This is a genomic window from Enterobacter sp. RHBSTW-00994 (genome assembly GCF_013782625.1).
In the GTDB taxonomy this organism is placed as follows: Bacteria; Pseudomonadota; Gammaproteobacteria; order Enterobacterales; family Enterobacteriaceae; genus Enterobacter.
Map to the genome: position 1 here is coordinate 3,556,725 of NZ_CP056199.1, position 22,296 is coordinate 3,579,020.

At 48.4% G+C, this 22,296-nt stretch carries 21 protein-coding genes and 1 other RNA gene; 11 read left to right on the plus strand and 11 right to left on the minus strand.

Going from position 1 to position 22,296, the window contains the following annotated elements; translation table 11 throughout:
• Positions 1-486, plus strand: coding sequence for an OmpA family protein (locus tag HV346_RS17015; RefSeq protein WP_181620437.1), 486 nt, complete (start codon positions 1-3; stop codon positions 484-486).
• Between the two features lie 2 nt (positions 487-488).
• Here HV346_RS17015 and HV346_RS17020 read toward each other — a convergent pair whose 3' ends face one another.
• From HV346_RS17020 to ffh, 7 genes are all read right to left on the minus strand, one after another.
• Entirely contained in the window at positions 489-1,859 is a 1,371-nt protein-coding gene (locus HV346_RS17020; protein WP_181620438.1) for a PepSY-associated TM helix domain-containing protein, read from the minus strand.
• Between the two features lie 39 nt (positions 1,860-1,898).
• Positions 1,899-2,303: a DUF2946 domain-containing protein gene (locus HV346_RS17025; protein WP_181620439.1), complete on the minus strand. Its 405-nt coding sequence runs from the start codon at positions 2,301-2,303 to the stop codon at positions 1,899-1,901.
• A gap of 132 nt (positions 2,304-2,435) precedes the next feature.
• A complete protein-coding gene (rplS, locus tag HV346_RS17030; RefSeq protein WP_006178051.1) occupies positions 2,436-2,783 on the minus strand; it encodes a 50S ribosomal protein L19 in 348 nt (115 codons plus the stop codon).
• A gap of 43 nt (positions 2,784-2,826) precedes the next feature.
• On the minus strand, positions 2,827-3,594 hold the full coding sequence (trmD, locus tag HV346_RS17035) for a tRNA (guanosine(37)-N1)-methyltransferase TrmD (protein WP_181620440.1): 768 nt from the start codon (positions 3,592-3,594) through the stop codon (positions 2,827-2,829).
• A gap of 30 nt (positions 3,595-3,624) precedes the next feature.
• Entirely contained in the window at positions 3,625-4,170 is a 546-nt protein-coding gene (gene rimM, locus HV346_RS17040) for a ribosome maturation factor RimM (protein WP_166717700.1), read from the minus strand.
• Between the two features lie 18 nt (positions 4,171-4,188).
• A complete protein-coding gene (gene rpsP / locus HV346_RS17045) occupies positions 4,189-4,437 on the minus strand; it encodes a 30S ribosomal protein S16 (protein ID WP_181620441.1) in 249 nt (82 codons plus the stop codon).
• 320 nt (positions 4,438-4,757) lie between these two features.
• Positions 4,758-6,119: a signal recognition particle protein gene (ffh, locus tag HV346_RS17050; RefSeq protein ID WP_181620442.1), complete on the minus strand. Its 1,362-nt coding sequence runs from the start codon at positions 6,117-6,119 to the stop codon at positions 4,758-4,760.
• A 166-nt stretch (positions 6,120-6,285) separates the two neighbouring features.
• Between ffh and HV346_RS17055 the strand changes: the two genes are divergently transcribed.
• Positions 6,286-7,077 (plus strand): inner membrane protein YpjD, encoded by a 792-nt coding sequence (locus HV346_RS17055; RefSeq protein WP_181620443.1) that lies wholly within the window; start codon positions 6,286-6,288, stop codon positions 7,075-7,077.
• A gap of 18 nt (positions 7,078-7,095) precedes the next feature.
• Positions 7,096-8,382, plus strand: coding sequence for an HlyC/CorC family transporter (locus tag HV346_RS17060; protein ID WP_181623819.1), 1,287 nt, complete (start codon positions 7,096-7,098; stop codon positions 8,380-8,382).
• A 47-nt stretch (positions 8,383-8,429) separates the two neighbouring features.
• Here HV346_RS17060 and grpE read toward each other — a convergent pair whose 3' ends face one another.
• Complete coding sequence (grpE, locus tag HV346_RS17065; RefSeq protein ID WP_181620444.1) at positions 8,430-9,023, minus strand: nucleotide exchange factor GrpE; 594 nt, start codon at positions 9,021-9,023, stop codon at positions 8,430-8,432.
• 122 nt (positions 9,024-9,145) lie between these two features.
• Between grpE and nadK the strand changes: the two genes are divergently transcribed.
• From nadK to bamE, 3 genes are all read left to right on the plus strand, one after another.
• On the plus strand, positions 9,146-10,024 hold the full coding sequence (gene nadK / locus HV346_RS17070; RefSeq protein ID WP_181620445.1) for an NAD(+) kinase: 879 nt from the start codon (positions 9,146-9,148) through the stop codon (positions 10,022-10,024).
• Between the two features lie 86 nt (positions 10,025-10,110).
• Positions 10,111-11,772 (plus strand): DNA repair protein RecN, encoded by a 1,662-nt coding sequence (gene recN / locus HV346_RS17075; protein ID WP_181620446.1) that lies wholly within the window; start codon positions 10,111-10,113, stop codon positions 11,770-11,772.
• A 138-nt stretch (positions 11,773-11,910) separates the two neighbouring features.
• Positions 11,911-12,249 carry an outer membrane protein assembly factor BamE gene (gene bamE, locus HV346_RS17080; protein ID WP_181620447.1) on the plus strand — a complete coding sequence of 113 codons (339 nt, stop codon included), beginning with the start codon at positions 11,911-11,913 and terminating at the stop codon, positions 12,247-12,249.
• Between the two features lie 80 nt (positions 12,250-12,329).
• Here the strand turns inward: bamE and HV346_RS17085 are convergent, their stop codons facing one another.
• Together HV346_RS17085 and HV346_RS17090 are read right to left on the minus strand one after the other, a co-directional pair.
• Positions 12,330-12,617 carry an RnfH family protein gene (locus HV346_RS17085; RefSeq protein WP_181620448.1) on the minus strand — a complete coding sequence of 96 codons (288 nt, stop codon included), beginning with the start codon at positions 12,615-12,617 and terminating at the stop codon, positions 12,330-12,332.
• The gene (locus HV346_RS17090) at positions 12,607-13,044 is read right to left on the minus strand and encodes a type II toxin-antitoxin system RatA family toxin (RefSeq protein WP_203452640.1); all 438 of its coding nucleotides are present in this window, start codon (positions 13,042-13,044) and stop codon (positions 12,607-12,609) included. Before HV346_RS17090 ends, HV346_RS17085 begins: the two co-directional genes overlap by 11 nt.
• A 156-nt stretch (positions 13,045-13,200) precedes the next feature.
• Here HV346_RS17090 and smpB point away from each other — a divergent pair, with 156 nt between their 5' ends.
• From smpB to HV346_RS23465, 5 genes are all read left to right on the plus strand, one after another.
• Positions 13,201-13,683, plus strand: coding sequence for an SsrA-binding protein SmpB (gene smpB, locus HV346_RS17095; protein WP_181620450.1), 483 nt, complete (start codon positions 13,201-13,203; stop codon positions 13,681-13,683).
• A gap of 89 nt (positions 13,684-13,772) precedes the next feature.
• Positions 13,773-14,135: a transfer-messenger RNA gene (gene ssrA / locus HV346_RS17100) on the plus strand.
• Positions 14,136-14,339: 204 nt separating this feature from the next.
• Positions 14,340-15,581 (plus strand): integrase, encoded by a 1,242-nt coding sequence (locus tag HV346_RS17105; RefSeq protein ID WP_181620451.1) that lies wholly within the window; start codon positions 14,340-14,342, stop codon positions 15,579-15,581.
• A 219-nt stretch (positions 15,582-15,800) separates the two neighbouring features.
• Positions 15,801-16,415, plus strand: a complete 615-nt coding sequence (locus tag HV346_RS23460; protein ID WP_249415105.1) for a DUF6602 domain-containing protein — start codon at positions 15,801-15,803, stop codon at positions 16,413-16,415.
• Between the two features lie 7 nt (positions 16,416-16,422).
• Positions 16,423-17,154, plus strand: a complete 732-nt coding sequence (locus tag HV346_RS23465) for a hypothetical protein (protein ID WP_249415106.1) — start codon at positions 16,423-16,425, stop codon at positions 17,152-17,154.
• A gap of 457 nt (positions 17,155-17,611) precedes the next feature.
• Here the strand turns inward: HV346_RS23465 and HV346_RS17115 are convergent, their stop codons facing one another.
• Positions 17,612-22,081, minus strand: a complete 4,470-nt coding sequence (locus tag HV346_RS17115; RefSeq protein WP_181620452.1) for a hypothetical protein — start codon at positions 22,079-22,081, stop codon at positions 17,612-17,614.
• Positions 22,082-22,296 lie beyond the last annotated feature (215 nt).

The following is a 22,296-nucleotide window of genomic DNA, read 5'->3' on the forward strand; positions in this document are numbered from 1 at the left end:
ATGTTAAAGCGATACCTCGCACCTTTTTTACTCACATCACTGATCCTGGCGGGTTGCCAGACTCCCCCTACCGGCAAATTTACTCCAGAACAAATCGCCGCAATGAAATCATATGGGTTCAATGAGACCAACGGCGACTGGTCACTGGGGCTGTCAGATAAAATCCTCTTCGGTAAAAATGAGGCGCAGATCCGCCCTGAGAGTGAGCAACAGATCCAGTCTATGGCGAAGCAGCTTGCCACTACGGGCTTAACTCATGCCCGGATGGACGGCCATACTGACAACTATGGTGAAGATGGCTACAACGAAGCGTTATCACTCAAACGTGCAAACGTCGTCGCCGATACCTGGGCAAAAGGGGCCAATATCCCGCGCAGTAACCTCACCACACAGGGATTAGGTAAAAAATATCCCGTTGCCAGTAACAGCACTTCGCAAGGCCGCGCTGAAAACCGCCGGGTTGCGGTGGTCATCAGCACGCCATAACGTTATTTAGCGGATGATTCGGTGAGCGACACAGTTGATGCCGCTCGCCAGCGTAGCCAGTCAATCAGCATGAGCAGTGCCAGACTCGCGCCCATCACCGGAAGGGCTAACCCCAGCAGCGCGCAGACAACGACCGTCATACTCCGCCCTGCCAATGGTAATGCCAGCCAACTCTGGCAAAGCGTCTGCACGGGGCTTGCCACCGACTGGGCCGGACGACGCATCCACCACATTCGATATCCCCAGATAATCAGAACACACAGTGCTATTCCAAACGCAATGAGCACTAACTGATTCGCCAGGCCAAATAAAATCCCCATATGGAAATCCACGCCCCAGCGGGTCAACTTAGCCATTAGCGGAAAATGTTCGAACTGGGTGCGATCCAGGATTTGCATTGAATGGGGATCAATTGCAACGGCATCAACTTGCGTAGGCCAGCTACGCTCAATCTCAGTAACGGTCCACGCCTGATTTGCCATTTTCGCCGGACGGATCTCCAGCTTCTCGGCATCAATGCCAGCCTTTCTCGCTGCGAGCAGAACATTGTCAAACTGCGTCAGATCCATCGCCATATCGGGCATCATCATCCCACCATGATGACCACGATGCTCAGAATGTTCATCAGTGTTCTCTGATGTTCCGTGTAACGTGGTATTCACCTGAGGCGTAAGCCAGTTCATTTCAGCACGCAATTTATCGACGTTGCCCCCCGCCCATTGTGACCAGGTGAGACCCGTGGCCGAAAACAGTAACATGCCCCCCAGCAGGAGCCAGCCCAACGTAATATGCACGCGTCGACGATTCTGGAAGCGGTTATTCAGTCGGCGTTTAGGTCGGGTGTAAAACCACAATACAATTCCCCCTACTGCCGCTATCCACATCCAGGAAGCTGCCAGTTCACTATACAACCGTCCGGTATCACCCAACATTAATGAGCTGTGGAGATAATCGATTTTCTGACGCAGCGGCAAAATACCGCTTGTGCCATACACCGTCATATCACCGCGAACCTGCAGAGTTACCGGGTCAACAAAGATAGCCCGGGTCTCTGATGGCCCAAGCATCGGGTCAGCAAACATCACTCGCGTCGTTTCCCCTTCAGCCAGACCGGGGCGTACCGCATGTAAACGTAATCCAGTACCGACAGTTTTTTCCGCCACGGCTATCTGCTCAGACAGCGGCAATGCGTCACCCGAAGTGTCTGTATGTAAAGCTGTGCGATAGACATAACCTTCTAGCTGCGGCGTCGCCACATAGAGCGTGCCGGTAAGCGCAGCGAAAAAAATAAACGGACCAACAAATAGCCCGACATAGAAATGGAGGCGTCGCAGCAGGTTTACCCATGCCACGCGCGAAGTGCAGGTAGTCATACTTTTCCTTTTTAAGGTAAAAAGTGATCGATTTTGTTTTTAAAGGGAAAAAGCAGACAGATGCGGTGGCGCACGGGTATCAGGATACAACCAGGGGAAAAAATGCCAGTGGCTTACCACCGGGCGAGGCAGTTTAAGACGAAGCCGTTGCAGTGCGATACTGAGCAGCACGATCAGCGCCAGTATCATGCCCGGTACATGAGCTAACAGTACGCAGTAACCGCAGGCTTCAGCGTGATCAACAGGCATTGAGTGTTGCATGTCGCCATGATGCTCATCCATCGACATCATGTTCATATCGTGGTGCATGCCCGGCATGGCACTCATGGGATCTTTCTGAAGCGAGATGGAGATAAGCGGAGCAATCACGATCAGCAGGATCGCAAACAACGCGGCCCATGCCGCTGTGCGTTTCCAGACTGACTGATGCAATACGTTACCCACTGCCCCTCCCTCCAGGATCGACAGCATTGTAAATGATTTATATCAAAACGGTTAACGCAAGGGAGGTTTTTAGATAAAAAAAGGGCCAGCCTTTTGGCCAGCCCTTTTTACAGGATGTCGCTTAAGCGAATCTTAGTTCAGACGCTCTTTAATACGAGCAGACTTACCAGTACGCTCACGCAGGTAGTACAGTTTAGCTTTACGTACAGCACCACGACGTTTAACAGCAATGCTGTCAACTACCGGAGAGTGAGTCTGGAAGACACGCTCAACGCCTTCGCCGTTGGAAATTTTACGAACAGTGAATGCAGAGTGCAGACCGCGGTTACGAATAGCGATAACCACGCCCTCGAATGCCTGCAGACGTTTTTTGGAACCTTCAACAACCCATACTTTCACTTCCACGGTATCACCCGGACGGAAGGAAGGTACGTCCTGCTTCATCTGCTCTTGTTCAATTTGTTTAATAATGTTGCTCATAATTTAATCTCTTATCCTGGGTAAACTGATATTCGGGTGCGTATTACGCCTTCCCATCATGTTCATGCTGCTGGTGCGCGTGTTCAGTTTTGAACTCGGCCAGCAACTTTGCTTGCTCTTCAGTCAGAGCCAGGTTTTCCAGAAGTTCAGGTCTTCTAAGCCAGGTTCGGCCCAGCGACTGCTTCAGACGCCAGCGACGTATCTCGGCATGGTTTCCTGACAGTAACACTGTCGGGACCTCCATCCCTTCCAACACTTCAGGACGAGTATAGTGTGGACAGTCCAGCAATCCATCAGCAAAGGAATCTTCCGTTGCTGAAGCTTCATGTCCCAGTACACCCGGAATGAACCGGGAAACCGAGTCAATCAGCGTCATTGCCGGTAACTCACCACCGCTGAGAACGTAATCGCCGATAGACCATTCTTCGTCAATCTCGGTCTGAATTACGCGCTCATCTATCCCTTCGTAGCGACCGCACACCAGAATCAGTTTCTGACTGGCTGCCAGTTCGCTCACGCCCGCTTGATCAAGCTTGCGTCCCTGAGGTGACAGATAAATCACCTTCGCGCCTTCACCTGCCGCGGCTCTTGCTGCTGAGATGGCATCCCGTAAAGGTTGCACCATCATTAACATCCCCGGTCCGCCACCGTAAGGACGATCATCCACGGTACGGTGTCGGTCATGAGTGAAATCTCGTGGACTCCAGCTCTCGATGCTCAGCAGGCCATTTTTTACTGCCCGGCCAGTTACCCCGTAATCGGTAATCGCGCGGAACATTTCAGGAAACAGGCTAATTATGCCAATCCACATAGCGCCGTCTTTTACCGTTTTCAGGAGAATTTAAAAACCAGGATCCCAATCTACTTCAATCGTTTGAGTAGCGAGATCGACTTTCTTGATAACCTGCCCATCGAGGAACGGAACCAACCGCTCCTTGATACCGAACGCATCTTTCAGGTTTGCCTTAATGACGAGAACGTCATTCGATCCAGTTTCCATCATATCGATGACTTTACCCAGACCATAGCCTTCTGTTGTCACAACCTGGCAACCGATAAGGTCTTTCCAGTAGTAACCATCATCCAGCTTCGGCAACTGCGATGAATCAACGACAATTTCGCAATTGGTCAGCAGATTCGCGGCATCGCGATCGTCAACGCCTTTCAGCTTAATGACGATATCCTGATTGTGGTGACGCCAGCTTTCCAGCTCGACCTCTTCCCACTTACCACCTTTCTGGATAAACCAGGGTTGGTAATCAAAAATGCTTTCGGCGTCTTCGGTGGAGGAAAACACTCTGAGCCAACCACGGATACCGTAAGTAGAACCCATTTTCCCCAATACGATCGGTTCAACAGGGACTGGTGCGGCGTGTTGCTTGCTCATCATGACCACCGTGACAGATTAAGCTGCTTTGTTAGCGGCTTTGATCAGCGCTGCAACGCGATCGGACAGAGTAGCGCCCTGGCCAACCCAGTGAGCGATACGATCCAGATCCAGACGGGTTTCTTCTTCAGAACCAGATGCGATCGGGTTGAAGAAACCAACGCGCTCAATGAAGCGACCGTTGCGTGCATTACGGCTGTCGGTTACAACAACCTGGTAGAACGGACGCTTTTTCGCGCCGTGACGTGCTAAACGAATAGTTACCATAACATCCTCTTGTGTGAATAAAACAACCGGGCCCCATCGAGGAACGGAGCCCGGGTGTCATATTAAAAGCCCGAAAATTTTACTGATTTCTGGGGAAAATGCAATCAGCATCTTGATACTGAGCATTAAACGACGGGCAGAAGGCGTATATCGGTGCAACCCGTTTCGTTCCGGTGTGCGCGAAGAAAGCGGAGTGTGCACGTTGTACTTGAGCATTTACTCGCTCCGCTCGCCCTGAAGGGCATTCAAAACACTATAGTGTTTTGTTGAGCACACCCCGGAACTAAAATGGCAAACAAGATAGCCTCATGCCCTTGTTTTTAACGGCCAGGGAATCCAGGAGGCATCATCCCTTTCATGCCGCGCATCATCTTCGCCATCCCGCCTTTCTTCATTTTCTTCATCATGCGCTGCATGTCGTCGAATTGTTTCAGAAGACGGTTAACGTCCTGCACCTGCATACCGCAACCTGCAGCGATACGGCGTTTGCGGGAGCCTTTGATGATGTCTGGGTTTGCACGTTCTTTCAGCGTCATCGAGTTAATGATCGCTTCCATACGCACCAGCACTTTGTCATCCATCTGCGCTTTAACGTTATCCGGGATCTGTCCCATACCGGGCAGTTTACCCATCAGACTCGCCATTCCGCCCATATTCTTCATCTGACGCAACTGCTCGAGGAAGTCCGTCAGGTCAAAGCCATCGCCTTTTTTCAGCTTGTTCGCCAGCTTCTCAGCCTGCGCGCGATCGACTTTGCTTTCGATATCTTCGATAAGCGACAGCACATCGCCCATCCCGAGGATACGGGAGGCAATACGATCCGGGTGGAACGGCTCCAGCGCTTCGGTTTTTTCGCCAACACCGAGGAATTTAATCGGCTTGCCGGTGATATGGCGGATAGAAAGTGCCGCACCACCACGAGCATCACCGTCCACTTTGGTCAACACAACACCGGTTAAAGGCAGCGCTTCGTTAAACGCTTTTGCGGTATTCGCCGCATCCTGACCGGTCATTGCATCGACAACAAACAGGGTCTCTACCGGGTTAATGGCAGCATGAACCTGTTTGATTTCATCCATCATCGCTTCGTCGACGTGGAGTCGCCCCGCGGTATCCACCAACAGCACGTCGTAGAATTTCAGCTTCGCTTCTTTCAGCGCAGCATTAACGATATCGACAGGCTTCTGGGCAACATCAGACGGGAAGAAATCCACGCTAACTTGCTGAGCGAGGGTTTCCAACTGTTTGATCGCCGCTGGGCGGTATACGTCAGCAGAAACCACCAGGACTTTCTTCTTGTGCTTTTCACGCAAGAATTTACCCAGTTTACCCACGCTTGTGGTTTTACCTGCCCCCTGCAGGCCAGCCATCAGCACCACGGCAGGTGGCTGTGCCGCCAGGTTAAGTACCTGGTTTTCTTCGCCCATCGCCGCAACGAGTTCGTTACGGACAATTTTGACGAATTCCTGACCTGGCGTCAGGCTTTTGTTTACTTCATGACCAACCGCTTTTTCTTTAACGCGGTTGATGAAATCACGAACAACAGGTAACGCGACATCTGCTTCCAGCAGTGCCATGCGCACTTCGCGCAGCGTTTCCTTGATGTTCTCTTCGGTAAGGCGTCCACGGCCGCTGATGTTGCGCAGCGTGCGCGACAAACGATCGGTTAAATTATCAAACATTGTCTCTCGCCTGAGGTAGAAACGTTGAGCCGCCACAGCGACACATACACAGAATTTTGCCGGAGTATAACATGAAGCCGCCTTTGTTGTTATGCAACGGTTGGAGCAGGCGTCACGTAACGTTATACTGCTTCTCTTTCTTATTAAGACAACTGTCGACACCCCTATGCCTGTTTTCGCACTGATCGCTCTTGTTGCCTACTCTGTCAGCCTTGCGCTGATCATTCCTGGTCTGCTGCAAAAGAACAGCGGCTGGCGGCGAATGGCTATTTTGTCGGCCGTGATTGCCCTTATCAGCCACGCGTTTGCGCTGGAATCGCGCATTATTCCGGGTGACGGGAGTGTGCAAAATTTAAGTGTGCTCAACGTGGGCTCGCTGGTCAGCCTGATGATCTGCACAGTAATGACCATTGTCGCCTCCAAAAATCGGGGCTGGTTGTTACTGCCGATTGTCTATGCGTTTGCACTTATCAATCTGGCGTTTGCCACCTTTGTTCCTAATGAGTTCATCACGCATCTGGAAACGACTCCAGGCATGATGGTGCATATCGGGTTATCACTGTTTTCATACGCGACGCTCATTATTGCCGCTCTGTATGCAATGCAGTTGGCCTGGATTGACTACCAGTTGAAAAACAAAAAACTGGTCTTTAACCATGAAATGCCGCCGCTGATGGTCATCGAGCGCAAAATGTTTCACATCACCCAGATCGGCGTCGTGTTACTGACGCTTACGCTGTGTACTGGCCTGTTTTATATGAAGAACCTTTTCAGTCTGGAGAATATCGATAAAGCCGTACTCTCCATCATTGCATGGTTTGTCTATATTGTTCTTTTATGGGGTCATTACCATAAAGGCTGGCGCGGGCGTCGCGTAGTCTGGTTCAACGTTGCGGGTGCTGGCCTTCTGACACTGGCCTATTTTGGCAGTCGTATCATTCAGCAACTCGCTAGCTAAGCAATAAAGGAGTTCCCCCTGGAACACATCTCTACCACCACACTGATCGTCACGTTGATCGTTATGGTGGTCATCTCTGCTTACTTCTCCGGTTCAGAAACCGGCATGATGACACTGAACCGCTATAGGCTGCGTCATCGTGCGAAGCAAGGTAATCGTGCCGCACGCCGTGTAGAAAAACTGCTGCGAAAACCGGATCGACTGATTAGCTTGGTCCTTATCGGTAACAACCTGGTCAACATTCTCGCCTCTGCTCTGGGGACGATTGTGGGTATGCGCCTTTACGGTAATGCGGGTGTCGCCATTGCCACTGGCGTGCTGACATTTGTCGTGCTGGTCTTTGCCGAAGTATTACCAAAGACCATTGCAGCGCTCTACCCAGAAAAAGTCGCCTACCCCAGCAGTTTCTTGCTGGCCCCTCTTCTGGTCCTGATGATGCCATTGGTTTGGCTGCTTAACATGGTCACACGTCTGTTAATGCGGATGGTTGGTATCAAGACCGATGTCGTCATCAGCGGCGCGCTCAGTAAAGACGAACTGCGCACTATCGTTAATGAATCACGCTCGCAAATTTCCCGCCGCAACCAGGACATGCTGCTGTCAGTGCTGGACCTGGAGAAAGTCAGCGTGGACGACATCATGGTCCCACGTAATGAAATCGTGGGCATCGACATCAACGACGACTGGAAAGCTATCGTCCGCCAACTTACGCACTCCCCTCATGGGCGCATTGTGCTTTATCGGGACACGCTCGACGATGCCATCAGCATGCTACGCGTGCGCGAGGCTTATCGTCTGATGACCGAGAAAAATGAATTCACCAAAGAGGTGATGCTGCGTGCAGCCGATGAAATTTATTACGTTCCGGAAGGAACACCGCTGAGCACTCAGTTGGTCAAATTCCAGCGTAATAAAAAGAAAGTGGGTCTGGTGGTGGATGAATATGGAGATATCCAGGGATTAGTCACGGTTGAAGATATCCTGGAAGAAATTGTTGGTGATTTCACAACCTCTATGTCCCCCTCCCTGGCCGAAGAAGTCACACCGCAAAACGATGGTTCTGTACTCATCGATGGCAGTGCCAATATTCGCGAGCTTAACAAAGCCTTCAACTGGCATCTGCCAGAGGATGAGGCGCGTACCATGAATGGGATGATTCTTGAGGCACTGGAAGAGATACCGGCAGCAGGGACTCGAGTACGTATTGAGCAATACGATATTGATATCCTGGATGTACAGGACAACATGATTAAGCAAGTGAAAGTCTTGCCTGTTAAACCGATTCGGGAAAGTATTTCTGAATAGAATGTAGGCCGGGTAAGGCAAAACCACACCCGGCGCTACAGGGCTAATTACGCTTTCGCTTTCGCCACAGTGACCATTGCAGCACGAATGGTACGGCCGTTCAGGGTATAGCCTTTCTGCATCACACCCAGCACATTACCTGCGGTAACATCTTCAGATTCAACCATAGCAATCGCCTGGTGAACGTTCGGGTCCAATGGAACGTTAGTGTCTGCCACCACATCCACACCAAACTTACGTACCACATCCAGCATGGATTTCAGCGTCAATTGGATGCCTTCAATCATTGGGGCATTGTCCGGATTAGCTTTATCTGCCACTTCCAGCGCACGATCCAGGCTATCAATGACCGGCAACAGTTCATTGATGAACTTCTCCAGTGCAAACTTATGTGCCTTTTCAACGTCCAGTTCGGTACGGCGACGCAGGTTTTCCATTTCGGCTTTGATACGCAAAATGCCATCGCGCTCGCGGTTCTGGGCTTCAACTAACTGAGCTTCCAGATTCGCAATTTTTTCATCGCGCGGGTCCACCTGCTCAGCAGAAACGTCAGGCTCTACAGCCTTAATGTCTTCGTGCTGTTCCGTGATAATTTCTTCCGGGGCTTGCCCCTCAGGCGTTTTCTGTTCTTTACTACTCATGAATTTCTCCGCGTTTTTCTGCATTCATCTCGCTAACTTCGCTTATTATGGGGATCAGTTTCCGGGATTCAAGGGAACAAGACCAATTGTCATCATTCATTAGGCACAAGGACCTCCAGAAAATGAATAATCATTTCAAGTGTATCGGGATCGTCGGCCATCCGCGTCACCCTACTGCGTTGACGACACATGAAATGTTGTATCGCTGGCTGTCCGCCAAAGGCTATGAAGTGATGGTTGAACAACAGATCGCCCAGGAGCTTCAGCTCAAAAGCGTCAAAACCGGCACGCTGGCGGAAATAGGCCAACAAGCCGACCTTGCCGTTGTGGTTGGCGGTGATGGAAACATGCTGGGCGCAGCCCGCACGCTGGCACGCTATGATATCAAAGTGATTGGGATTAACCGTGGCAACCTCGGTTTTCTGACCGACCTTGACCCGGATAACGCACAGCAACAGCTTGCGGATGTGCTGGAAGGCCACTACATCAGCGAAAAACGTTTTTTGCTGGAGGCTCAGGTATGCCAGCAGGATTGCCAGAAGCGCCTCAGCACCGCGATTAACGAAGTGGTTCTACACCCTGGTAAAGTCGCGCACATGATTGAGTTCGAAGTGTACATCGACGAAATCTTCGCCTTCTCGCAACGTTCCGACGGGCTGATCATTTCAACACCGACGGGGTCCACCGCCTACTCTCTTTCTGCGGGAGGTCCTATTCTGACACCTTCTCTTGACGCCATTACGCTGGTCCCGATGTTCCCGCATACGCTCTCTGCACGCCCACTGGTGATCAACAGCAGCAGTACTATTCGGCTGCGCTTTTCGCATCGCCGTAACGATCTCGAAATCAGCTGTGACAGTCAGATTGCCTTGCCCATTCAGGAAGGGGAAGATGTATTAATTCGTCGCTGCGACTATCATCTCAATCTCATCCACCCTAAAGATTACAGCTATTTCAATACGTTAAGCTCAAAACTCGGCTGGTCAAAAAAATTATTCTAATTTTGCATCCAGCACTTTACTGTATAAAAAACCAGTTTATACTGTATTAAAACACAGTTATGGTTTTTCATACAGGAAAAGCAATTATGCTGGCACAACTGACCATCAGCAACTTTGCCATTGTTCGTGAACTTGAGATCGACTTCCATAGCGGTATGACGGCGATCACCGGAGAAACTGGCGCAGGTAAATCTATTGCAATTGACGCTCTTGGCCTGTGTCTTGGTGGTCGGGCTGAAGGTGATATGGTGCGTTCGGGAGCAAACCGTGCCGATCTCTGTGCTCGCTTTTCACTGAAAGATACTCCTGCAGCTCAACGCTGGCTTGAAGAAAACCAACTGGAAGACGGGCGTGAGTGTTTACTTCGCCGCGTCATCAACAGCGATGGGCGCTCTCGTGGCTTCATCAACGGCACTGCCGTACCTCTTTCTCAACTTCGCGAACTCGGCCAACTGCTCATCCAGATCCATGGACAGCATGCCCATCAGCAACTGATTAAACCCGAACAACAAAAGGCATTGCTTGATGGTTACGCAGGTGAGTATGCACTTACTCAACTCATGGCGGGTCACTATCGTCAATGGCATCAGAGCTGTCGTGAGCTTGCCCAGCACCAACAGCAGAGCCAGGAGCGGGCTGCGCGTGCGGAATTATTAGCATATCAACTAAAAGAGCTTAATGAGTTCAACCCGCAAGCGGGTGAGTTTGAACAAATTGATGAAGAATACAAACGCCTGGCAAATAGCGGTCACCTTCTTTCCACCAGTCAACATGCGCTAAATATGCTAGCCGATGGTGAAGACGTTAATCTGCAAAGCCAGCTCTATACCGTCCGTCAGTTAATGACCGAGCTGGCAGGTATGGACACAAAGCTTTCTGGCGTACTGGATATGCTGGAAGAGGCAGCAATTCAGATTTCCGAAGCCAGTGACGAGCTACGTCATTATTGTGAACGACTGGATCTTGATCCTAATCGCCTGTTTGAGCTTGAACAACGTCTTTCCCGTCAAATCTCGCTGGCACGTAAACATCACGTAACCCCAGAAGAGTTACCCAATTTTTATCAGTCTCTTCTGGATGAACAACAGCAGCTTGATGACCAAGCAGACTCGCTGGAAACCCTGTCCCTTGCAGTCAATCTCCATCATCAGCAGGCGCTGGCGACGGCTAAACAACTGCATGATATCCGCCAGCACTATGCCCAGGAGCTAGGCCAGACAATAACAGACAGCATGCGCACGCTGGCAATGCCGCATGGCGTATTTACAATTGATGTCCGTTTTGAAGAGAATCACCTGACGGCAGAAGGTGCTGATCGTATCGAATTCCGCGTAACCGCAAACCCAGGGCAGCCTTTACAGCCTATTTCGAAAGTGGCCTCGGGGGGTGAATTGTCGCGTATCGCCCTGTCTATCCAGGTCATCACAGCCCGTAAAATGGAAACTCCCGCACTCATTTTTGATGAAGTGGATGTGGGGATCAGCGGCCCAACAGCAGCCGTTGTGGGTAAATTATTGCGTCAGTTGGGAGAATCTACACAGGTCATGTGTGTCACCCATTTACCGCAAGTCGCAGGGTGTGGCCATCACCACTTCATCGTCAGCAAAGAAACAGATGGCGAGATGACCGAAACACATATGAAACCATTAGATAAACGCTCACGTTTGCAGGAGCTGGCACGCCTGTTGGGTGGGAGCGAAGTCACTCGCAATACGCTCGCTAACGCCAAAGAACTCTTGGCCGCATAAACTTTTTCGGGAACTCAGGGTCATAGAGAACAACAAAAACGCCGCAAGACCGGTTTCAAAGTGGGGCAAGGTCTATTATCATCGGCATATTACATATGAGCCGCGTACTGCTCGGGCCCGAAAAGGAATCAAATCACTATGCGCTGTAAAACGCTGACCGCTGCCGCAGCGGTTCTTCTGATGTTGACCGCAGGCTGTTCCACTCTGGAGAAAGTGGTTTACCGTCCTGACATCAACCAGGGGAACTACCTTACCCCTAACGATGTGTCTAAAATCCGCGTGGGTATGACACAACAGCAGGTCGCTTATGCACTGGGAACCCCAATGATGTCCGATCCGTTCGGCACAAACACCTGGTTCTATGTATTTCGTCAGCAACCTGGTCATGAAGACGTGACTCAGCAAACTCTGACGCTGACCTTCAATAGCAGCAGTGTGTTGACCAACATCGACAACAAACCTGCACTCACCAAATAATTCAGTGTCAGAAATGCAAAAAGGTGCTCATTGAGCACCTTTTTTGTTTTCCCGCGCGTTTTGATTCCCGGCAGCATAAATTACTTGCCGGATTTCTCCGCACGCTGGCGACGCAGTTCTTTCGGGTCAGCAATCAATGGACGATAAATTTCGACCCGATCTCCCTCTTTCACCACATCAGTAAGTTTTACCGGGCGGCTATAAATACCGACTTTGTTCGTCGCTAAATCAATATCACCGCGAAGTTCCAGCAAGCCAGAAGCACGTATCGCGTCTTCAACGGTTGCGCCCTCATCCAGCTTAACACGCTGCAGATACTGCTTTTCCGGCAATGCGTAAACCACCTCTACAGCAATCTTAAGCGACACTGTAAACCTCTTTCGCGCGGGTGGTGAACGCCTGAACCATGTTCAACGCCAGTTCTTTGAAAATACGACCAAAAGCAAGCTCAATCAGCTTATTGGTAAACTCAAAGTCCAGATGGAATTCGATACGGCACGCGTCCGCACTCAGAGGCGTAAACTTCCAGCCCCCCATCAGGGTTTTAAATGGACCATCCACCAGATGCATCAAAATACTCTGATTATCGGTCAACGTATTACGGGTGGTGAACGTTTTGCTAATCCCCGCTTTGGAGACATCGACAGCCGCAGTCATCTGCGTAGGCCCGGATTCGAGAACCCGGCTACCTGTACATCCCGGTATAAATTGCGGATAAGACTGAACATCGTTCACTAACTGATACATCTGTTCCACGCTGTAAGGAACAAGCGCAGTACGGCTAATCTGTGGCATAGCATTTTCCAGGGTCAAACAACGGACAAATAATAACATTTATCACCTGTTAAAAAAACGCTAAGCCTCATCTCGTGCTAAGATAGCGCGTTAGACCTCACAGGATGCAATGAGGTGACTTTTTGACATCAGATTACCTATGGCTTCACGACACTTATGACGAAGAAAAAAGTACATAAACCTGGCTCTGCGACCATCGCACTTAACAAGCGTGCTCGCCATGAGTATTTCATCGAAGAAGAATTCGAAGCCGGTCTTGCATTGCAGGGCTGGGAAGTAAAATCACTGCGCGCAGGCAAAGCCAACATCGGCGACAGCTACGTGATCCTGAAAGATGGCGAAGCATTCCTCTTCGGTGCAAACTTTACTCCGCTGACAGTGGCGTCTTCTCATTACGTTTGCGATCCAACACGCACCCGTAAACTGCTGCTCAATCAGCGCGAACTGGACTCACTCTACGGACGTATTAACCGTGAAGGTTACACCGTGGTTGCGCTTTCTCTGTACTGGAAAAATGCCTGGTGCAAAGTGAAGATTGGCGTAGCAAAAGGTAAGAAACAGCATGACAAGCGCACCGATCTAAAAGAACGTGAGTGGCAGCTTGATAAAGCACGTATTATGAAAAATGCAGGGCGTTGATTCTGCACGCTTATTGTACAATTCAATAAGTTAGCGTTCCGGACTGGTATACTGTAAGGCAAATCTGGTATACTTGTTTCAACACTATTGGGGCTGATTCTGGATTCGACGGGATTTGCGAAACCCAAGGTGCATGCCGAGGGGCGGTTGGCCTCGTAAAAAGCCGCAAAAAAATAGTCGCAAACGACGAAAACTACGCTTTAGCAGCTTAATAACCTGCTAAGAGCCCTCTCTCCCTAGCCTCCGCTCTTAGGACGGGGATCAAGAGAGGTCAAACCCAAAAGAGATCGCGCGGATGTCCTGCCTGGGGCGGAAGCGTTAAAACTAATCAGGCTAGTTCGTTAGTGGCGTGTTTGTCCGCAGCTGGCGTGCGAATGTAAAGACAAACTAAGCATGTAGTACCGAGGATGTAGGAATTTCGGACGCGGGTTCAACTCCCGCCAGCTCCACCAAAATTCTCCATCGGTGATTACCAGAGTCATCCGATGAAGTCCTAAGAGCCCGCACGGCGCAAGCCCTGCGGGCTTTTTTGTGCCCTCAATTTGTCCCGCGAAGTCTGATGCCAACTAATTAAATCCGAACCTTTTAGGCACCTTGTTAGGCACCTCATAAAGCTTTATTGTTTTTGAGGTGCCTAAAACTATGGAAACCCAGCAATGGCAAGACAAACCAAACCTCTATCCGTTAAAGAAATCGAATCTGCTAAACCCAAGGAAGCGGACTACGTTCTCTATGATGGCGATGGCCTTGAGCTACTGATCAAATCCAGCGGGAGTAAAATCTTCCAGTTTCGCTACATTCGCCCTGTCACCAAGAAACGTGCGAAGAAGAGCATAGGCCCCTACCCTTCAGTTACGCTTGCCGATGCCAGAAACTACCGGGCAGAGTCTCGCTCTCTCCTTGCGAAACAAATCGATCCACAGGAACATCAGCAAGAACAACTTCGCAGTTCGCTTGAAGCTAAAACCAATACTTTCCAACTCGTAGCTGAACGATGGTGGAATGTGAAGAAAGCCAGTGTGACCGAAGACTATGCAGAGGACATTTGGCGCTCTCTTGAGAGAGATGTTTTTCCTGCGATTGGCGACGTCAGCGTTACAGATATTAAAGCTCATACACTGGTTCGGGCCGTTCAACCTGTTCAGGCCAGAGGAGCACTGGAAACCGTCCGTCGCCTTTGCCAGCGCATCAATGAGATCATGATCTATGCCCAAAATACGGGGCTGATTGATGCGGTACCCAGTGTCAACATTGGCAAGGCCTTTGAGAAGCCGCAGAAAAAAAATATGCCAAGCATTCGACCGCATCAGCTACCTCAACTGATGCAGACGATGCGAACAGCCAGCATTAGCCTTTCCACACGCTGCCTGTTCATGTGGCAACTTCTTACTATTACCCGCCCTGCCGAAGCGGCTGAGGCTCGTTGGGATGAGGTAGACATTGAAGCGCGAGAGTGGAAGATCCCTGCAGCACGCATGAAAATGAACCGCGACCATACTGTTCCATTGTCAGATGAAGCAATTGCGATACTGGAGATGATGGAGCCGTTAAGTGGAAATCGAGAATTTATCTTTCCCAGCCGCATCAAGCCAAACCAGCCGATGAACAGTCAGACCGTAAACGCATCGCTAAAACGCGCAGGTTTTGGTGGGGTTCTCGTTTCACACGGCCTGCGATCTATCGCCAGTACAGCCCTTAATGAACAAGGCTTTCCGCCTGATGTCATTGAGGCAGCACTTGCCCATGTAGACAAGAATGAAGTTCGTCGCGCTTATAACCGCAGCGATTACCTGGAGCAGCGTCGTCCAATGATGCAATGGTGGGCTGATTTTGTTAAAGCGGCTGATAATGGAAGTATGGCTGAGGGTAGCATGCAAGGAATGCGATTGGTTAGATGACTTATATTGGGACTAGCTCATTTTTTGATAACTTAGAAGGGAACTTTATATTTAGTGCGGAATGTGCCAGAAGCGGGCTAGCTGGCTATATCTAAAGCTGAGTCGGTTATCAAATATTATAAACACAAAAATTGAAATGTTGCTTGCGAACACAATTTATTGTTTTAAATTTTGATAAACTTAAAATTACCTTTCATTACTCCTAAGGATACTTTCCATATGTCAGATAAAAAAAGAAAACGCCTAACTAAAGTTCAAAAGCAAGAGCGTGCTAATTTGGCAGAGAGAACAGCTAAAACAAAAAAATGGGTAACAAGCCAGGCCTCTCGAGCAGGTCAACTTCGTTCAAAAGATAAAGAGTTTTATGGTCTTGAGCGTGAGTTTATGTACTTACAAAGTAAAATACAGCAATATTTTGAAATTTCTAAAGATATCAAACACCCAAGGGACGTCGGCACAGTTAGAGAAGAACTACTTAGATGCTTATTCACTGACAATAAACTTTTGCCTCTTAGTTATGCCATATCAAAATCAAGCGTACGAGTTGCATCAACTACCGGACATCTTAGTAATGAAATTGATATTCTTTTTTATGATGCTATCAATTCATTCACGCTTATGCAGAGACAAGATATATACGAAGTTTTGCCTGTAGAGTATTGCTATGGTGCGATTCAGGTAAAATCCAAACTAACCGAGAAAGAACTAAAAAGTGCATTTAATAATATAGTATCATTCAAAAAAATTAAAGAGATCTGGAACCAGTCAAGAGCAATTAGTAAATCCGGAAAGAAAAAACCAACTCGATGGGTTTGGAATTATATTTTCTTATGATACAGACATGTATTGGAGTGATATAGTATCAGAGCTAGAAAGACATGCACAGAGTTACGACAGGAGCACACTCCCGAACGCATTGTTCATTCTCTCCAAAGGTTTCTTCATATATGGCGACGAACACTTTGGCAGCACATATAATTCTGATATAATAAATCCCAACAATATAACTGTATATGGAAACCCTGATTACCAAGGATGTTGTCTATATCAACTTTACGACATTATATTTAGTTTACTTAGTGATACAAAAATACAGAAAGCATTTCCACATCAATATTATAGACTTCCATTAACTGCAGGTGAATACTCATATGAGTATAGCTTAGGTCAATTTGCAGAGTATGGCCATTGTGAGAAACACGGAGACTATGCCAGATCATTTACGCCTGAGACACTCGAGAAAATAATTAATTGGTGCAAGACTGCTGAGCCAATTAACTGGATAAAAGCTACAGATATTGCTTACGGCATTACTAGCGACAATGTTGAAGCGTATAAACGACAACCGGGTGACGTGAGAATTTACAACCCAGAAAACCTCCCTCTCAGTGAAATACTAGTTACTGATAGAACAATGACATATGAAGGAAAGGAAATATTTAATAAGGTACTCGCTTTTGACTCCATAAAAAGTTGTGGGATGACTATTTACATCCCTTATTATTATCAATTTACAGAAAATTTAGTTCAAACCTGTCCAAAGTGCGAAAAAGTAAAAATCCAAAAAAAATGATACCACTCAATAAAATAGCAAAACCGTGCATTTACAATCACATCTAAAAAATTAAAAACAACCCATGTTAAAACGGGTTGTTTTTAAATTCTTCACACAAGACAATACATGCTTTTAACAATACACTTGCACAAAATATTCATGAATTGTGCTTTCGAGAAGCTTTGATTTAAACTATAAACCTACCCAATTTAGATATGTTCATTCCAAAAACGGAGACAGGATAATTATGGATAAAAAGAAACTCAAAGCCCTTGCAGCAGAACTGGCTAAAGGTCTCTGACCTTGCCAGCCGAATATCTGCATTGCCTTCTACACTACAAACGTGATTGAGTCACTGAATGGTATGCTCCGAGCCGCATTTAAGCGCAAGTCACTATCTGCGTCTGCAAATATTTTCATCCAGACCCGTTAGTACCCCACTTTGCTAAAAGGAACATTCAACGCTTGAATTCTGTCAACCGCTGATAAAGCATTCAAGTGGAGGAGTATCGGTAAGCAGTCGCCCTGCTCTTTTCCCAGACTGTTTTTTGAACCTCTTACTAAGCAAGTCTTCAGTAGCGTGCCAATAGTTTCTGAAGACATCCCCCTCATCAGTATTATGATATCTAATCACCGAAAACCTTCCATCGACGACCTGCATAAATAAGACTGACGCACACCAATAATCTTCTGGAGCATTTGCTGTCACCATCAGATGGTACCAGTGCAATGTCCATTTATAACGTTGCATGATATCTTTCGCTGCCATGACGGTTTCTTCAAGCAGCCCAGCACTCTGTGAGAAACGATTAAAAATTTCCTCGGCAAACTTAATGTCAGACACAAACGCGGCTGCCATAATCCCTCTCGCTTGGTCAGCAGGCAAGGTACTGGACGTGAGCTGCCCGATCAGCGAGTGAAGCTGTAACGCTTTATCACTCAGCAGGGCTGCCCAAACCTCTTTTGAAATCGCCTCATTATCCAGTGCGCATTTCAACCGGTGTAACCGGATTGCATTGATGTCAGGCTCATCGGCCGCCTCCCAGAGGCAATGCTGATAATGAGGGATGGCTACATCGGTATGCTGAACAGCCACAACACTTTCAATACGTGTAAGTTTATGGAACAACTTCGCAGAGAGCCCGACATCAACATGAGATAGTGCGCAAGCAAGCGACAGCGCAGTATTTCTTATGAGAGGTAATTTTTCGTTCCCTTTAGCAAGGGTCGCATGGACCCATTCCACTGCCATGTCCGGCGCAAGATCCACCAGTCGTGAAAGATCATCAATGTGATGCCAACACAGAACATCCTCAACACCTTCAGCCCTGAGTGACATTTTATAGTTTTCAAATGCGTTGCTAAGCCGCTTCTGGCTGGCATAAAAGGATTTGTCATCTTCCTTTTCATCCGAAAGGTTTTGTTCCAGTGAATTTTCGTAAGCTGCATTTTTCTCGAGCCTGAAAATATGAGACTGTGCCAACGGTGACACGCTATTTTCATAAAAAATCTGCATGTCTGTCGCAATACTCGTACTCAGTGCCCGGTAGTAAAGTGAACTTACGCTCTCAACATGCGCACATATGGCATCCTGATGCTCAAGCCCCAGGAGTTTATGCCGGTGTATGAAAGTCAGATGAGAAAAAACCTGCTCAGGCTTCACCAGCCCCTGTTTAATCGCCAGTAAGCACACCCAGGAACGTTCCGACTGCTCATGCTCCGTCAGCACCACTGAAGTTTTCGTTTGCAACCATTTCATTACAAATGACAAAGCGTCAGGATTGTGTGAACGACCAGCCAACACCAGTGCCATAATACGAACCCACTCACTCCGGCTGTCAAGTATACCGGGGAGAAGAGCAGTAATGTCGTCTGTCAGAGGAGCATTCAGATAAGGAGAAAACAATAAGACAACGGATTGCCTGTGCAAATCGCGGCACGACACCGCATCCGCAAGCACCCGGTCAAACACCTCTGGAGAAAGTGGATTGATTAAGGCCAGAAGCTTGAGATTTATTTTTTGCATCTTGCCCACATGAAGCAGAGACTGATACTGAGACCACGCATCAAGTACAGGAAAAATCATCATCAGCAGGAACTGTTTTACGATAAACATATCCCCTTTGAGGGATTCCCAGATCATTTTGTCAGACGGTGAGGGATTAATAATTTTTTCTGTCAGAACCTCAGCCAGCTGTAAGGTGACAAGGGCTGTATGTTCATACGTTGCAAAAGTTCCTAGTCTCAATGCTTCGCCAGACCGGCTGAGTAGGGAATCAATCAGCCTGCGATGAACACTGATTGCATCTGCGGGATGATAGCGACATACCCCTGCACGCGCTTTTTCGAAGACCCTCTCTGTATTTCGATACTGCCTTATGGAGTACAATTCATTTACATCAGAGTCTTTATATCTTAACGCCGTGGCAGAGACATTGTCTGGCTCAGCATTATCAGGATTGCAGGGATCGGTCTTACAAAATGTTTCTTTAATATTCCAGCTATTGCCAGGGGCACGTCCTGCAGTCAGTCTGTTGATGGTATCGCTCACCCGTTCAGCATCATCCGGAAGGCCCGTTGCCATAAACACAGATACCGCCGCCCACTGCCCGTATTGTGAATTTTCCTGAGTGGTTAAACTCTCTGCATAAAACGTAAGATTCTCCCGTGTTTGACTCCAGTCGATGCGATTGAACCGTATCAAATGCGAAAATTCTTTTGTCGGTGCGTAGTGATCTCTGCGAATCTGAGTGGCAAATCGCCATTGCACCAAATGTTTTGCAAACCCAGCGAGTGGGTATCCCGCCAATATCTGAAACGTCAACAGGCTTAATTTATTGACGTCTCCTGTAGCGAGTATTTCCACATTACTGATAAGCCGGTTTTCTACCTCAGAATAAACCGTATGTTCCTTTGTTGTGAGATCCGTAGACTTTGGTCCTGCCGCTTCAGGAGGAAGATAGCTGAGCCATTGTGTCATTTTCCTGAAGAGTCTCTCCCGGGCTTTTTCATCAGAACGCACGCGTAAGAGCGCCAATGCAATCCAATCAGCATTGACCCCGGACATATCATTCAGTGCTATGCGTTCATAGGCGATGTAATAGGCAGACACCCGCTCCCTTGCCAGTGCGGTAAAAGCGTTGAGGTACTGTGCTTCAGGGTTTTGTAATCCGGCAAATCCGGTCAACACTGCTACCGCAGTTTCTTCAGAATGTGTGTGTTGTAAACAGGCAATGGTAAGTGCGGCAAGAAGAGTTTCACTGGCAATGTCGAGTGCCGCAATAGGCTCGGAAATCTGAGCAATGGTGTCCAGCGGTGAGCGGTTAGCCCGTATTGCTTTGTTCACCTGCTCAATAATGGCAAATCCAAGCGCCAGGCTGAGCCCATCCTCACAAATTGAATACCGGGTTGCATCTTCTGTTAGTGGAATAAAAAACCGTCCGTCTTCGACCGCGCCAGTTCCTCCTTCAAAGACTGAAAAGTCCTCTTTTTGCTCACACGTCAGGCGGTGAAACATTTCACTACCGTGATCCTGAAGCTTACGCGTAAATACCAGCGCGGTGTCTTCATAGCTGTTCTGGTCAATAGCTCTGATATGTTCAAAGAGGAGACGGGGAATACTCAGTTCTTCGAGATTTGCGAGCTGATCCCCATTTGTCAGCCTCAGTGCGATACTCAGCACTCTGGGATTGCATAAACTTGCTGCGACCTGCGTATTCAGGGATTGTGCGTCAATTTTGTGCATTAACAATATGCTATCTCTTTCTGCTACTGACCATTCAGGCACGTCCAACTGGATATGGCTGCTTGCAAGGCTTGGCTTTACTGAGGCATCAAAAAAGCGCTTGCGAGTAGTCACTACCAGCTTTCCCCCTCTGGCAGAGAGTGTTTCGTTAATCTGATCAATTATCCTCGCCCAGCGTTTATCAGGGCGCTGATTAAGCCCATCGAGGATCACAAGCCATCTTTGTGTCGGTCTGACTTCCGGGTTTCGCCAGTCATCAAGAAGTTTCAGACACACATTCGGCTCAGGCCTGTCTGTATCCGGCAGGCAACGACCTGTCGCTCTGGCAAGAATATCGATACTGTCCTCAGCGTTGCCAACATCTTCAGCGCTGATGAAGACTGTAAAAGGAGGGGACGCTAACTCAAGCCATGTCTGGGCCACTAACCACGATTTACCATTGCCCTCGTTTCCGGTAACAACGATGATATCGTCTGGGTTCTTATCGCAGATATACCCGGATAATGCGGAAACCAGCTCATTGCGAGAGAGAAGAGACGCTGATGCGCCAGGACACAGTGGCTGCCCCAGCCTTTTTTTGGCGAGGGTTTTCCCTGAGAATGTTTCGCGTAAAAAGCGCGCATTTAGCTCACGGAGTATATCTGCTTTAAAACGCTGTTCTGGTGAGAGATGAAGCTGTACGCAGTCAAGTTTTTGCAAAATTGATTTATATTGCTCCCTATAAATCATCTGGCCTACAGGATCCTGCAGGCAGGCCATTACCCCCTGCTCAATAGCAGCTACAGCGCGCATAATTACATCTGCGGCAGCACTACGATGTTCACCTGAAATGTCAGAATAACGTTGTGAGAGTGAATGCCAGGCCTGCATAGATGCCTCTTCCCCTTTTAATCGATTCAGAGCAAGCTGCATTAAAAGTGTTTGGGTCTGAGATTCATTCAGCCAGTCCCTGACATGCGGTTTTGAGAAGGGTTCTGTCTGCACAATGGTTCGTTCAAGAATGTTTTTTAATATTTTGAACTGGCCTGAATTGGGTCGGGTATCTCCACCAACATGGATAAGCGTATCTTCCATTATCTTGACGATACTTTCTTCAACAGGACCACGGACGGCGCGCCGTTCTGCACGGATACGTTTAGTTGCAGGCAGTACATTTTTTAATGCCGCGAAAAGGGATTTGATGAGTACTAAAACGTCCAATATTACAGAGTCCTTAAATATTAAGATGCGGGAAATTATAACCTTATTTCGTTATACATCCACTTGATGTGAACCTGTTGGCACAGTCCATTTTGTCGACGGAGGTTGACGAGAAGCGAACTCGGGCTTACGACTCGACGAACAAATACGCCGGGAGGGCCTAAGGCTTTGATAAGCATTGCCGATGATTTTTCAGCTAAGATGCTCCCGCTTAT